Source organism: Streptomyces sp. NPDC031100 (genome assembly GCF_055570785.1).
The window spans coordinates 244,287-256,824 of record NZ_JBVIGN010000003.1 but is presented as its reverse complement, the minus strand read 5'-3'; the positions used below and the strand labels follow the sequence as shown (position 1 = coordinate 256,824).

The following is a 12,538-nucleotide window of genomic DNA, read 5'->3' as shown; positions in this document are numbered from 1 at the left end:
CGCCGGTCACGGACTACTCTGCTGGCGCATGAGCATCTCGTTGCCGTTGGACGCCGTGCCCCGGCTGGCCGGTGCGGTCGCCGTCGGAGCCGTGGTCGGCTCGACCGTCGGGCTGACGACCCGGCCGGCGCTGGGCGCGCTGGCCGGGATCGCCGCGACGCAACTGGCCTTCGTCCTCGCGGGCTGGATCGTGCTGTGGCCCATGGACGCCACGGCCACCCACCGCAACGCCCGGCGTGAGGACCTGCGGCCCCTCCTCGACGAACTCGTGGTCGTGGCGGTCGCCGCGTGCGGACTGCTCGCCATCGTGCTGCTGCTCCTGGTCGGCAGGTCCGACACCGGCCACATCGGCGCCGGGATGGCCCTGTTCGGGGTGTTCATGGCCTGGGCCGCCCTGCACCTGATGTACGCCACCCGCTACGCCTACGTCTACTACTCCGCCGCCGGCGGCATCGACTTCAATTCCGGCCGGCCACCGGCGTACCGCGACTTCTTCTACTTCAGCTACAACCTCGGCATGACCTACCAGGTGTCCGACACGTCCGTGTCGAGTACGGCCATCCGCTCGATCGTGCTGCGGCACACCCTGCTGTCGTACGTCTTCGGCACCAGCATCCTCGCCACCGCCATCAGCCTCGTCGTGCAGTTCGTCAGCGGGTGACGTTCTCGCGCGGTTTCGCTCCGGACGCAGCAGGATGGGACCAGGGACGGACGGTCCCTCGCGTGACGGACGGAGCCGCACTCATGAGGAGGCCGGGTCGTGCCCCAGTCGCAGGCCGTGATCGTCGAACCCGCCAGAGCCGCCGTGTTCCTGGTGGTCACCATCGCGCCCGGTGGTGAAGGGACCGTCCGTGACCTGCTGGAGGACTTCTCCGGCCTGTGTCGCTCGGTCGCCTTCCGCGCCCCCGACGACCGGCTGACCTGCGTCGTCGGCATCGGGTCGGACGCCTGGGACCGGCTCTTTCGCGGACCGCGCCCACGGCACCTGCACCCGTTCGTGGAACTCAACGGCGAGCGCCACCGGGCCCCGGCCACCCCGGGAGACCTCCTCTTCCACGTCCGCGCCCGCCGCATGGACCTGTGCTTCGAACTGGCCCGGCTCATCACGCGGTGCCTGGGCGGCGCGGTCACGGTGGTCGACGAGGTCCATGCCTTCAGGTACTTCGACGAGCGCGACCTGCTCGGGTTCGTCGACGGCAGCGAGAACCCCGGGGGCCGGCGCGCGAACGACGCGGTGTTCATCGGCGACGAGGACCCCGGCTTCCGCGGGGGCAGCTATGTGGTGGTGCAGAAGTACCTGCACGACATGACGGCCTGGGACGCGCTACCGGCGGAGGAACAGGAGAAGGTGATCGGGCGGACGAAGCTCGCCAACGTCGAACTCCCCGACGACGTCAAGCCCGCCGACTCCCACGTGGCGCTCAACACCATCACCGACGAGGACGGCAACGAGCGCAAGATCGTGCGCGAGAACATGCCCTTCGGCACGCTGGGAACGGGCGAGTTCGGCACGTACTTCATCGGCTACGCACGTACTCCGGACGTGACCGAACACATGCTGAGGAACATGTTCCTCGGCGACGGGCGGGCCGCGCACGACCGCATCCTCGACTACTCGACGGCCGTCACCGGGTGCCTGTTCCACGTACCGACGGCGACCTTCCTCGACGACCTTCCCGCCGCTCCCGGCTGAGCATGCGGGGTCAGTCCCGGGCCGCCCACAGGCCGCGCACATGGCCCAGATGACGGGTCATGATCTCCCGTACGGCCTTCTCGTCGCGCTCCAGCAGGGCGTCCAGGAGTTCCAGGTGCTCCTCGGCCGAGGCGAGCAGGCGGCCCGCCTCGACCAGGGCGGTGAGGCCGTAGAGGCGGGAGCGCTTGCGGAGGTCCGCCACCACCTCGACCAGGTGCGCGTTGCCGGCCAGGGCGAGCAGGCCGAGGTGGAAGCGCGTGTCGGCCTCGACGTAGGCGATCAGATCGCCCGCCGCCGCGGCCGTGACGATCTCCCGGGCCGCCGGGCGCAGCGCCTCCAGGGAGACCCGGTCGGCGGTGCGGGCCAGGTCCACCACCGTGGGGATCTCGATGAGCGCACGGATGTGGGTGTACTCGTCCAGCTGCTTGTCGGAGACCGCGGTGACCCGGAAGCCCTTGTTGGGCACGGTGTCGACCAGACCCTCCTTGGCCAGGTCCAGCATCGCCTCCCGCACCGGCGTCGCCGAGACGCCGAAGCGGGCCGCGAGCGACGGCGCCGAGTAGACCTCGCCCGGCAGCAGCTCGCCCGCGATCAGCGCGGCCCGCAGCGCGTCGGCGACCCGCTCGCGGAAGCTGCTCCGCCGGCCGCCCAGCCGGGGGAGTGCGGGTGGGTTCGCCTGCTGCGGGCGCTGTGCCATGTCACGCATCATCGAAGTCTAATCCGTGGCTAGAGGACGAAGCCCTCCGGGAACGGGTCGGTCGGATCGAGCAGGTACTGGGCCGTGCCGGTGATCCAGATGCGGCCGGTGAAGCTCGGCAGGACGGCGGGCAGGCCGGCGACCTCGGTCGTGCCCAGCAGCCGTCCGGTGAACCGGGCGCCGATGAAGGACTCGTTCACGAACTCGGCGTGCAAGGGAAGTTCGCCCCGCGCATACAGTTGCGCCATGCGCGCGCTCGTACCCGTGCCGCAGGGCGAGCGGTCGAACCAGCCGGGATGGATGGCCATCGCATGCCGGGAGTGGCGGGCGGTTGACGCCGGGCGCCAGCAGGTGGACGTGATGGCAGCCGCGGATGGACGGGTCCTCCGGGTGGACCGGCTCCGGCGGCGAGGATGCCGTCCTTGCGGGCACGGTCGAAGGGCAGCCCGAACTCCTCCAGCGGCAGGATGGCGTAGAAGTTGCCGCCGTTGACCAGCACGGTCGCCACACCGATCGTGCCGTGCCCGCACATCGGCAGGTAGCCGGAGACCTTGATGTAGATCACCCCCCAGTCGCAGTCGCAGTCGCAGTCGGGGCGGCTCGGCGGCTGTCGCCCACCCGGAGTCCCAGGCGTGGACGCCCCCTTGACGTCGTGCGACGCCGGATCGACACTCCAGGGAGGGAATCCTAGTGAATAGGTAGGGAACCATGGTGCGCCTCGAAGCGGTCGCCGGCCGAGCGGGCCGTACGCCGTTGTACGCACCCCTTCTCACCTCCCGCCTGCACATCGACCTGCTGCGTGTCTGCAGCGCGATCAGCCCCCGGGGCTGAGACCGCCCTCGGCGCCGAGCCGGGCCCGTCCCCGCGGCGAGCCCCGCACCGCCGAGCCGGGTCCGCCCCGCGCAGCCACCCACCGACGACGCTTCCGCCGCGCGTACGTCCGCGCGCCCGCATCAGGGGAGACGCATGTCCATCACTCCGCTCGCCGCCGTCCCGTCCGTCCACCGCACCGCGCCCGCCTTCCGGGGCCGGATCGGCCGGGACGCGCGCAGCGGCCACTACGCCGTGCCGCACCGCTACCGGCTGCATGTGTCCACGGCCTGCCCCGACGGGCTGCGCCTGGCCATCGGGCACAGCCTCCTCGGCCTCGACGACAGCTGTCCGGTCAGCTTCCTGCCCGCGCTCCCGGACTGTCCCGGCGGTGGCCACTCGGACCTGCGCCCGCTGTACGAGGCGAGCGCGCACCACTACACCGGGCCGGCGCTCGCGCCGGTGCTCAGCGACGACTGGTCCGGACGCATCGTCAGCACCCATGCCCCGGACATCCTGCGGGACCTGGACCGATTCCCTCGCGACGGCCGCCTCTCGCTGTATCCGTGCGGTACGGAGAGCCAGATCGAGGCCGTCGAACGGCTCTGTACCGAGGGCATCCAGGAGGCCGCGCAGCGCGCCGGACAGGCCGACGCCGACCCCGCCGAGCGGGCCGCGGCCCTCGATGTGCTGCTGGACACGCTGAGCAGGCTGGAGCGGTACCTGGCGGGCGAGGAGTACCTCGTCGACGACCGACTCACCGCCGCCGACGTCGAGTTGTGGGTGGCCCTGGTGCAGCTGGACACCGTGCACCGCTGTCACCTCGACGCCTCCGCCGTGCAGCGCATCGCCGGCCACCCGTCGGTGTGGGCCCACGCCCGGCGCCTGGCTGCCCGTCCCGCCTTCCGCGCCCACCTGGACCTCGACGGCATCGCCCGCCGCCACCACGGCCACTGCCAGGGCCTCGAGGCCGCCGGAGCCGCGGTCCAGATCCTGGACTGGACGGGCCATGCCGCGGACACCACGGGGACTTCGCGCAGGTGAGAGCGGGCCGGACAAGGTCCAATCCTCGGACAGCCGTTGACATTCGAACGGCCGAGTGACTTACTTACCGCTCAGAACGGTCATGAGCGTCAGCGCCAAGCCCTGGCTCGCTGACCGGCAACCCTCGCACCGCGGTGGGGTGCCCCAGGTGACGACCGGACCGGACGACGTCTTCGGTAAGCGCGAGGGCCCCGCGGGGCCGGAACAGTGACAGGTGACGCCATGTACGCAGCTCCCAGGACGGCCGCGAGCCGCACCCGGAGCTGCGTCGCGCCGTACGCCGGGCTCCTCGTCGCCGACCGCGCCGTCGATCTGCTCCGCGTCAACAGCGCACTGTGTACCGCACCGGGCCGTGCCCGCTGCCGGGGCTGACGTCACCTTTCAGCCCCCGCGTTCCTGACGCACACCCCGCGTGCGGTGTGCCGTTGTCCGCCCAGCCCCCGGTTCCCGTGCGATCCCGTGTGCCGTTCGTGCCGTAGCGCCGTCGTGGCCCACGCCGACAAGCCGTGATCCCGGGGTGTCCGACTCCGCCGGAGCCCGCCATGAGTGAACCCCCAGGCGCCGCCGTGTCCCTCGTCGAGGCGCCATCCATCGACACCCTGTCAAGAACTCTTACCGCACAACGAGTTCAGCCACTGCGCCGACCCGGCCGGTGGATCGCCACCGCCGTCGCCCTCGTGCTCGTCGCACAGATCGTGCACGGACTGGCTGCGAACCCCTTCTATCAATGGGACCGTTTCCGCTACTGGTTCCTGCGTCCCACCATCCTCGACGGGCTCGCCGTCACCCTCGAAGTCGCCTCGCTCAGCGCCGTGTTCGGACTGCTCGGCGGCATCCTGCTGGCCCTCGGCCGGCAATCCGGCAGCCCGGTGCTGCGCGCGGTGAGCTGGACCTACACGTGGCTGTTCCGCTCCGTACCGCTCATCGTCGTCCTGCTCTTCCTCTACAACTTCTCGGCCCTGTACAAGACGCTGAGCCTCGGCGTCCCCTTCGGGCCGGCGTTCGTCACCTTCGACGAGTCCCGGCTCGCCACCGACATGACGGTCGCCGTCGTCGGACTGAGCCTCAACGAGGCGGCGTACGCGGCCGAGGTCGTGCGCGGCGGCATCCTCTCGGTGGACCAGGGCCAGCACGAGGCGGCGGCCGCGCTCGGCCTGCCGCAGAGTTACCAGTTCACCCGCATCGTCTTCCCGCAGGCCCTGAGGTCCATCACCCCGAACTACGTCAACCAGCTCATCGGCCTGGTCAAGAGCACGTCCCTGGTGTTCTACGTCTCGCTGCTCGACCTGTTCGGCTCGGTGCAGACGATGGGCAGCACCTACCCCGGCGACATCGTGCCGCTGCTGCTCGTCGCCACCGTCTGGTACCTGATCCTCACCAGCATCGTGTCCGTCGTCCAGTACTACGTCGAGCGCTACTTCGCCCGCGGCGCCACCCGTGGCCTGCCGCCGACCCCGTTGCAGAAGGCGCGCGCCGGCCTCACCGACCTGAGGGCCCGGCTGCGCCGGGAGGCCGCCGTATGACCAAGACCCTGGAGTCCGCTCCCGCGGCTCTCGAAGTCCACGACGTCCACAAGTGGTACGGCGCCCACCGCGTCCTCGACGGCATCGATCTGACCGTGAGCCCCGGCGAGGTCACCGTCGTCCTCGGCCCGTCCGGCTCCGGCAAGTCCACACTGCTGCGGGTGATCAACCACCTGGAGAAACCGGAGAGGGGGTACGTCAGCGTCGGCGGCGAGCTGATCGGCGTACGACGGCAGGGCGAGCGGCTGAAGGAGCTGAGCGAACGGGCCATCCTGGCCCAGCGCAGCCGGATCGGCTTCGTCTTCCAGAACTTCAACCTCTTCCCGCACCTGACCGTCCTCGACAACGTCGCCGCCGCGCCCGTCGCCACCAGGCGGCTGACCAAGGCGGAGGCACAGGAGCGGGCGCGTGAACTGCTCACCCGGGTCGGCCTCGGCGACCGCACCGGTGCCTACCCGCGGCAACTGTCCGGCGGCCAGCAGCAGCGCGTCGCCATCGCCCGCGCCCTGGCGCTGCGCCCCGGCATCATCCTGTTCGACGAGCCGACCTCGGCGCTCGACCCCGAACTCGTCGGCGAGGTCCTCTCCGTGATCAAGGACCTGGCGAGCAGCGGTACCACCCTCGTCATCGTCACGCACGAGATCGGCTTCGCCCGCGAGGTCGCCGACCGCATCGTCTTCATGGACAGCGGACGGATCGTCGAACAGGGCCCGCCCGCCCAGGTGCTGGACCGGCCCCGGCACGAGCGGACCCGCGACTTCCTGAGCAAGGTCCTCTGAATTCCCCCCTGTTGCACCCCTCATCACCTTCACCACCGAACGACAAGGACAGCCATGCCCAGCCACCTTTCCCGACGCAGCCTGACACGCGGCATCACCGCGGCGACCGCCGTCGCCACCCTCGCCACCGGGCTCGCCGCCTGCGGCGGTGACAGCGACGCCGCGACCACGACCGACGCCGCCGGTACGGTGACCGTGGGGCAGGTGTCCAACGGTGCGGCCACCGAGACCCGGCTCAAGGTCTCCGAAGTGAGGTCGATCAGCGCCGAACTGCCCGCGTCCGTCCGCAGAACCGGCAGGCTGGAGATCGCCGTCGGTGCGCTCCCGGACGGCTTCCCGCCGCTGGCCTACGTCGGCTCCGACCAGAAGTCCCTCACCGGCGCCGAACCCGACTTCGGCCGTCTGGTCGCCGCGGTCCTGGGCCTGAAGCCGGAGGTGAAGAACTTCACCTGGGAGAACATGTTCGTCGGCATCGACAGCGGCAAGGTCGACGTCGGCTTCTCCAACATCACCGACACCGAGGAACGCAAGAAGAAGTACGAATTCGCCTCCTACCGCAAGGACAACCTCGGCTTCGAAGTGCTGAAGAAGAGCACCTGGAACTTCGACGGCGACTACGAGAACCTCGCGGGCAGGACGGTCGCGGTGGACAACGGCACCAACCAGGAGAAGATCCTGCTGGAGTGGCAGACGAAGCTGAAGCAGGAGGGCAAGACCCTCACCGTCAAGAACTTCGCCAGTAAGAACGCCACCTACCTGGCCCTCACCGGCGGCAAGATCGACGCGTACTTCGGCGCCAACCCCGGCCTCGCCTACCACGAGAAGCAGTCCGCCGACTCGCCCCACCCGACGCGCAGTGCGGGAACCTTCTCCGGGGCCGGCGCCGGCCTCCAGGGCCTGATCGCGGCCACCACGAAGAAGGACAACGGGCTCGCCAAGCCGATCGCGGACGCCATCAACCATCTGATCAGGAACGGGCAGTACGCCAAGTGGCTGGCCGCCTACAACCTGTCCGCCGAGGCCGTGGGCAAGGCCGAGGTCAACCCGCCCGGGCTGCCATTGAACAACTCCTGACCGGTCGACGGGAACATCCGGCACCGCCCGGGCGTTCCGACTCATGACGAGATCCGCCAGGCGGACGCCGACCCGGCCCGCCGCGCCCGATGGACGGAGGTGTGGGCCGTGAGCCGTCTCCTCGCGCTGCGCGCCCCGCACGCGTACCGCTCCGTCCGTCTTCACTCCCGGCCGCACATAGACCTCCAGCGCGTGGCCGGCGCACTCTGTCGCCCCTGACGTCTCCCCGGCCTGACGGCTCCTGTTCGAGCCACGCCCCGGCTTCAGCCTGCCGTCCTCGCCCGCCGCCGACGCCCCACGCCGCGAGCCGGTGTTCATGTACGGACCTCCAGGAAGGCACCCACGTGTCCTCAACGCCCTCCCCTTCCCTGCATCTTGCCGTCGCCCTGGACGGCACCGGCTGGCACCCGGCCTCCTGGCGCGAGCCGGTGGCCCGGCCCCGGGACCTGTTCACCGCCGGCTACTGGGCCGACCTGGTCGCCGAGGCCGAGCGCGGCCTGCTCGACTTCGTGACCATCGAGGACGGCCTCGGCCCGCAGTCCTCCCGCTTCCTCGAACCGGACGACCGCACCGACCAGGTTCGCGGCCGCCTCGACGCCGTGCTCATCGCCTCCCGCATCGCCCCGCTGACCCGGCACATAGGCGTGGTGCCGACGGTGGTGGCCACCCACACCGAGCCGTTCCACATCTCCAAGGCGATCGCCACCCTCGACTATGTGAGCACCGGCCGGGCCGGACTGCGCGTGCAGATCACCGCCCGGCCGAACGAGGCGGCCCACTTCGGCCGCCGCACGCTCCCCCAGATCGACGCCTACGACAGCCCGTTCGCCCGGGGGCTGGTCGCCGAGCTGTTCGACGAGGCCGCGGACCACGTGGAGGTCGTACGCCGGCTCTGGGACAGCTGGGAGGACGACGCGGAGATCCGGGACGCGGCCACGGGCCGCTTCGTCGACCGGGACAGGCTGCACTACATCGACTTCGCGGGCCGGCACTTCAGCGTCAAGGGCCCCTCGATCACGCCCCGCCCGCCCCAGGGGCAGCCGGTCGTCACCGCACTGGCCCACGACACGATTCCCTACCGGCTCGTGGCCCGGCAGGCCGACATCGGATACGTGACCCCGCACGACGTCGACCAGGCCCGTGCGATCGTCGCCGAGATACGTGCCGAGCAGGCCGCGGCAGGCCGCGCCGACCAGCCGCTGCACGTCTTCGGCGACCTCGTCGTCTTCCTCGACGACGACCGGGCGGCGGCCGCGGCCCGCCGCGAGCGCCTCGACGCCCTCGCGGGGGAGCCGTACACGAGTGACGCGCGCATCTTCGCCGGTACGGCCGCGCAACTCGCCGATCTGCTCAAGGAGTTGAGCGAGGGTGGCCTGACGGGATTCCGGCTGCGGCCCGCCGTGCTCGGCCACGACCTGCCCCGGATCAGCCGGGAACTCGTGCCCGAGCTGCAGCGCCGGGGCCTGTTCCGGCACGCCTACGAGGCCGGCACCCTGCGCGGTCTGCTCGGCCTCGCCCGCCCCGCCAACCGCTACGCCACTGCCGTCGCCTGAGCCGAAGGACCGTACGACCATGAGCAAGCCGCTGAAGCAGATCCACCTGGCCGCCCACTTCCCCGGCGTCAACAACACCACCGTGTGGAGCGACCCGGCCGCCGGCAGCCACATCGAGTTCAGCTCCTTCGCGCACTTCGCCCGCACCGCCGAGCGCGCCAAGTTCGACTTCCTGTTCCTCGCCGAGGGACTGCGGCTGCGCGAACAGGGCGGGAAGATATACGATCTGGACGTCGTCGGCCGTCCCGACACCTTCACCGTGCTGGCCGCGCTGGCCGCCGTCACCGACCGGCTGGGACTGACCGGCACCATCAACTCCACCTTCAACGAGCCCTACGAGGTGGCCCGCCAGTTCGCCAGCCTCGACCACCTCTCCGACGGCCGCTCCGCCTGGAACGTGGTCACCTCCTGGGACGCCTTCACCGGCGAGAACTTCCGCCGCGGCGGCTTCCTGCCGCAGGAGGAGCGCTACTCCCGGGCCAAGGAGTTCCTCGCCACGGCGAACGAACTCTTCGACTCCTGGCGCGGCGACGAGATCCTCGCCGACCGGGCCACCGGCACCTTCCTCGCCGACGCCAAGGCCGGCGCCTTCGTGCACCGGGGGCAGCACTTCGACATCCACGGCCGGTTCAACGTCCCGCGCTCCCCGCAGGGCCGCCCCGTGATCTTCCAGGCCGGCGATTCCGAGGAGGGCCGCGAGTTCGCCGCGTCCAGCGCGGACGCGATCTTCAGCCGGTACGCCACCCTCAAGGAGGGCCAGGCCTTCTACACGGACGTCAAGGCACGCCTCGCCGCGTACGGCCGCCGGCCCGACCAGCTGCTCATCCTGCCCGCCGCCACCTTCGTCCTCGGCGACACCGACGAGGAGGCCGCCGAACGGGCACACGAGGTGCGCCGGCAGCAGGTCAGCGGCGCCACCGCCATCAAGCACCTGGAGTTCGTCTGGAACCGCGACTTGTCCGCGTACGACCCGGAGGGTCCGCTACCGGACGTCGACCCGGTGGTGAGCGACGAGCACATCTCCCGCGGGCGCGCCCAGGTCCGGATGTACCGCGACCCGGTCGCCATCGCCCGCGAGTGGCGGGAGCTGGCCGCCGCCCACCACTGGTCCATCCGCGATCTGGTCATCAACACCGGCAACCGGCAGACCTTCGTCGGCTCACCCGCCACCGTCGCCCGGACCATCAACGACTTCGTGCAGGCGGACGCCTCCGACGGCTTCATCCTCGTCCCGCACATCACGCCGGGCGGCCTGGACGCCTTCGCCGACAAGGTCGTACCACTCCTCCAGGAACAGGGCGTCTTCCGCACCGACTACGAGGGCACCACCCTGCGCGACCACCTCGGCCTCGCCCACCCCGACACCGGCTCCCCGGCCAAGCGGGCTGCCTCGTGACGTTCCCCTGACACCACGGCGAGTCCGGCGGACGTCTCCCTCCCCCGAAGGTGGCGTCCGCCGGACCGCATCCCCCGGCGTCGGACCGTGGCCTGGGCTGTCAGAGTGCCGCCTGCGCGCGTCTCACGCCTGAGTCGGGGGCTACTCAAGTCGCCCTGTATCAAATCTGAGTAGGCGGACTCCAGTTGGTGTGACGACTTACGAACAGGACGCCAAGACCCTCGAACTGCCCTGGCCTTTTGCCGGGCGGGAGGACGAACTGGAGCTGGTGAGACGGTCGTTGGCGGTCGGACGGCCGGGCATAGCGGTGACCGGACCGGCGGGCTGCGGCAAGACCCGGCTGATCACCGAGGCGGTCCTGGGCACCGACCGGGCCCGGGTGACCGGCACGCCCGAGACCCGCGGACTGCGCTTCGCGGCCTTCGCGCACCTGCTGCCCGACACCGTCTCGCTGCACCGCGCGGTGCAGCTCCTGTCCGGCGTACGGCTCCTCGTCGTCGACGACGCCCACCTGCTCGACGAGGCCTCCGCCGCGCTCGTCCACCAGCTCGCCGTGCACGGACGCACCCGGCTGGCCGTGACCGCCACCGACGGAGTGCCGGCGCCGGAGGCGGTGTCCCGGCTGTGGACGGGGGAGCTGCTGCCCCGTCTGCCCCTGGAGCCGCTGCCCCGCGAGGACACCGCCCAGCTGCTCTCCGCAGCCGGTCTGGAGGCGCTCACCGTGGACCGGCTGCACCGGATGTGCCGGGGCGATCTCCGGCTGCTGCGGGATCTGCTGGGGGCGCTGCGCCGGTCCGGCGGGCTGACCCGTCTCCCGGGCAGCGACGAGTGGGCGTGGCGCGGCCCGGTCCCGGTCACCGCGACCGTCCGCGACCGCCTGGCCCACGTCCTGGACCGGCCGGGCCCCGGCGAACGCGAGACACTCGACCGCCTCGCCTTCGCCGAGCCCCTGCCGATCGCCCTGGACGACCTCGACCTGGACGTCCTCGAACGCCTGGAGGCGGAGGGCCTGATCCACGTAGACGACCACGGCTCGGTCACCCTGAGCCACCCCTTGCACGGCTCGGCCCTGCGCGCCACCGTCGGCCGGCTGCGGGCCCGCCGGCTGGCCCGCACACCGGACCGGTGCGGCCCGGCACTGGACGTCGAACAGGCCTGCCTGGAGCGCGGATTGGCGCTGCAGGACGTGCGGGCGGTTCCGACGCCGGTGGGGGACTGGCTGCTGTCCGAAGGGCTGCCCGTCCCTTGCGGGTACGCGGTCGTACGCGCCCGGTACGCCCGGCTGCGCGGCGAGCTGCGCCAGGCGACCGCATGGGCGCGCGAAGGCCTGCGGGCGGCGCCCGGTGACGCGCTCTGCGCAACGGAACTCGACTTAATTCTGGGTCAGCTGGGGGAGACGACGGGAGCGGACCGGTGGGCCGCGGCGGCCCGCGGCGACCTCACGGCCGCCCTGGCCGCGATCACCGGGGACGACGTGTTCGCCCGCTACGACGCCGTACGCCTCGGTGTGCCCGAGCGGGCCGCCGGACTCCTGCCGGCCGACGGAGTGTTCGCCCGGCACGCCGAGGCGCTCGCCCGGGGCGACGGGCCAGGCCTGGACCGGGTCGCCGAGACACTGGAGGAGCGGGGCTTCGCGCTGTTCGCGGCCGAGGCGCACGCCCAGGCCGTACGCGCACACCGCGATCCGCGTGCCGCGCGTCTCTCCCGGACCCGGGCGGTTGCGCTGGCGCGCCGCTGCCAGGGTGCGCGGACGCCGGCACTGGCCGGGCTCGTTCTCGGTGAACTCACCGCGCGGCAACGGCAGATCGTCACCCTCGCGGCGGCCGGGCTCACTAACCGGGAGATAGCCGAGCGGCTGACCTTGTCCGTACGGACCGTCGGGAACCATCTGTACAGCGCGTACACCAGGCTGGGCGCGAGTGATCGTGGTGCTTTGCCCTGGCTGAGCGACCTGGCTGAGCCGGCGTGA

13 protein-coding genes, 1 pseudogene and 1 riboswitch are annotated in these 12,538 nt (G+C 71.4%); of the genes and pseudogenes, 12 read left to right on the top strand and 2 right to left on the bottom strand.

The genetic code is table 11. From position 1 onward, the window contains the following. Window positions 1-28: 28 nt before the first annotated feature. Together ACZ5DS_RS08950 and ACZ5DS_RS08945 are read left to right on the top strand one after the other, a co-directional pair. Window positions 29-661 (top strand): DUF1345 domain-containing protein, encoded by a 633-nt coding sequence (locus ACZ5DS_RS08950; protein ID WP_468235354.1) that lies wholly within the window; start codon window positions 29-31, stop codon window positions 659-661. Between the two features lie 99 nt (window positions 662-760). Beyond that, window positions 761-1,693, top strand: a complete 933-nt coding sequence (locus tag ACZ5DS_RS08945) for a Dyp-type peroxidase (RefSeq protein ID WP_468235352.1) — start codon at window positions 761-763, stop codon at window positions 1,691-1,693. Between the two features lie 10 nt (window positions 1,694-1,703). Here the strand turns inward: ACZ5DS_RS08945 and ACZ5DS_RS08940 are convergent, their stop codons facing one another. After that, window positions 1,704-2,402 (bottom strand): GntR family transcriptional regulator, encoded by a 699-nt coding sequence (locus ACZ5DS_RS08940; protein WP_468235351.1) that lies wholly within the window; start codon window positions 2,400-2,402, stop codon window positions 1,704-1,706. A gap of 17 nt (window positions 2,403-2,419) precedes the next feature. Beyond that, window positions 2,420-3,000 (bottom strand): annotated as a pseudogene (locus tag ACZ5DS_RS08935) (proline racemase family protein); the annotation flags it as partial. A gap of 98 nt (window positions 3,001-3,098) precedes the next feature. Here ACZ5DS_RS08935 and ACZ5DS_RS08930 point away from each other — a divergent pair. The 10 genes from ACZ5DS_RS08930 to ACZ5DS_RS08885 all read left to right on the top strand — a co-directional run bounded on the left by ACZ5DS_RS08930 (window position 3,099) and on the right by ACZ5DS_RS08885 (window position 12,538). Further along, on the top strand, window positions 3,099-3,221 hold the full coding sequence (locus ACZ5DS_RS08930) for a putative leader peptide (RefSeq protein WP_468235349.1): 123 nt from the start codon (window positions 3,099-3,101) through the stop codon (window positions 3,219-3,221). 135 nt (window positions 3,222-3,356) lie between these two features. Then, window positions 3,357-4,244 carry a glutathione S-transferase C-terminal domain-containing protein gene (locus ACZ5DS_RS08925; RefSeq protein WP_468235348.1) on the top strand — a complete coding sequence of 296 codons (888 nt, stop codon included), beginning with the start codon at window positions 3,357-3,359 and terminating at the stop codon, window positions 4,242-4,244. 78 nt (window positions 4,245-4,322) lie between these two features. After that, window positions 4,323-4,433: riboswitch (SAM riboswitch) on the top strand. A 33-nt stretch (window positions 4,434-4,466) separates the two neighbouring features. Further along, window positions 4,467-4,616, top strand: coding sequence for a hypothetical protein (locus ACZ5DS_RS08920; protein WP_468235346.1), 150 nt, complete (start codon window positions 4,467-4,469; stop codon window positions 4,614-4,616). Between the two features lie 170 nt (window positions 4,617-4,786). Next, window positions 4,787-5,767: an amino acid ABC transporter permease gene (locus ACZ5DS_RS08915; protein ID WP_468235345.1), complete on the top strand. Its 981-nt coding sequence runs from the start codon at window positions 4,787-4,789 to the stop codon at window positions 5,765-5,767. Next, on the top strand, window positions 5,764-6,546 hold the full coding sequence (locus ACZ5DS_RS08910) for an amino acid ABC transporter ATP-binding protein (protein WP_468235344.1): 783 nt from the start codon (window positions 5,764-5,766) through the stop codon (window positions 6,544-6,546). The genes ACZ5DS_RS08915 and ACZ5DS_RS08910 overlap by 4 nt, the downstream gene beginning before the upstream one ends. Window positions 6,547-6,600: 54 nt before the next feature. Next, window positions 6,601-7,620 carry an ABC transporter substrate-binding protein gene (locus ACZ5DS_RS08905; RefSeq protein WP_468235342.1) on the top strand — a complete coding sequence of 340 codons (1,020 nt, stop codon included), beginning with the start codon at window positions 6,601-6,603 and terminating at the stop codon, window positions 7,618-7,620. Between the two features lie 99 nt (window positions 7,621-7,719). Next, window positions 7,720-7,839 carry a putative leader peptide gene (locus ACZ5DS_RS08900; protein WP_468235341.1) on the top strand — a complete coding sequence of 40 codons (120 nt, stop codon included), beginning with the start codon at window positions 7,720-7,722 and terminating at the stop codon, window positions 7,837-7,839. Window positions 7,840-7,964: 125 nt separating this feature from the next. Continuing rightward, a complete protein-coding gene (locus tag ACZ5DS_RS08895; protein WP_468235339.1) occupies window positions 7,965-9,173 on the top strand; it encodes an LLM class flavin-dependent oxidoreductase in 1,209 nt (402 codons plus the stop codon). Window positions 9,174-9,192: 19 nt separating this feature from the next. Then, entirely contained in the window at window positions 9,193-10,569 is a 1,377-nt protein-coding gene (locus ACZ5DS_RS08890; RefSeq protein WP_468235338.1) for an NtaA/DmoA family FMN-dependent monooxygenase, read from the top strand. 190 nt (window positions 10,570-10,759) lie between these two features. Beyond that, window positions 10,760-12,538: a LuxR family transcriptional regulator AbsR2 gene (locus ACZ5DS_RS08885; RefSeq protein WP_468235336.1), complete on the top strand. Its 1,779-nt coding sequence runs from the start codon at window positions 10,760-10,762 to the stop codon at window positions 12,536-12,538.

Coding starts and splice junctions, on each gene's coding strand:
- ACZ5DS_RS08950 (WP_468235354.1), top strand. CDS start 29: ATGAGCATCTCGTTGCCGTTGGACGCCGTGCCCCGGCTGGCCGGTGCG.
- ACZ5DS_RS08940 (WP_468235351.1), bottom strand. CDS start 2,402: ATGATGCGTGACATGGCACAGCGCCCGCAGCAGGCGAACCCACCCGCA.
- ACZ5DS_RS08930 (WP_468235349.1), top strand. CDS start 3,099: ATGGTGCGCCTCGAAGCGGTCGCCGGCCGAGCGGGCCGTACGCCGTTG.
- ACZ5DS_RS08925 (WP_468235348.1), top strand. CDS start 3,357: ATGTCCATCACTCCGCTCGCCGCCGTCCCGTCCGTCCACCGCACCGCG.
- ACZ5DS_RS08920 (WP_468235346.1), top strand. CDS start 4,467: ATGTACGCAGCTCCCAGGACGGCCGCGAGCCGCACCCGGAGCTGCGTC.
- ACZ5DS_RS08915 (WP_468235345.1), top strand. CDS start 4,787: ATGAGTGAACCCCCAGGCGCCGCCGTGTCCCTCGTCGAGGCGCCATCC.
- ACZ5DS_RS08910 (WP_468235344.1), top strand. CDS start 5,764: ATGACCAAGACCCTGGAGTCCGCTCCCGCGGCTCTCGAAGTCCACGAC.
- ACZ5DS_RS08905 (WP_468235342.1), top strand. CDS start 6,601: ATGCCCAGCCACCTTTCCCGACGCAGCCTGACACGCGGCATCACCGCG.
- ACZ5DS_RS08890 (WP_468235338.1), top strand. CDS start 9,193: ATGAGCAAGCCGCTGAAGCAGATCCACCTGGCCGCCCACTTCCCCGGC.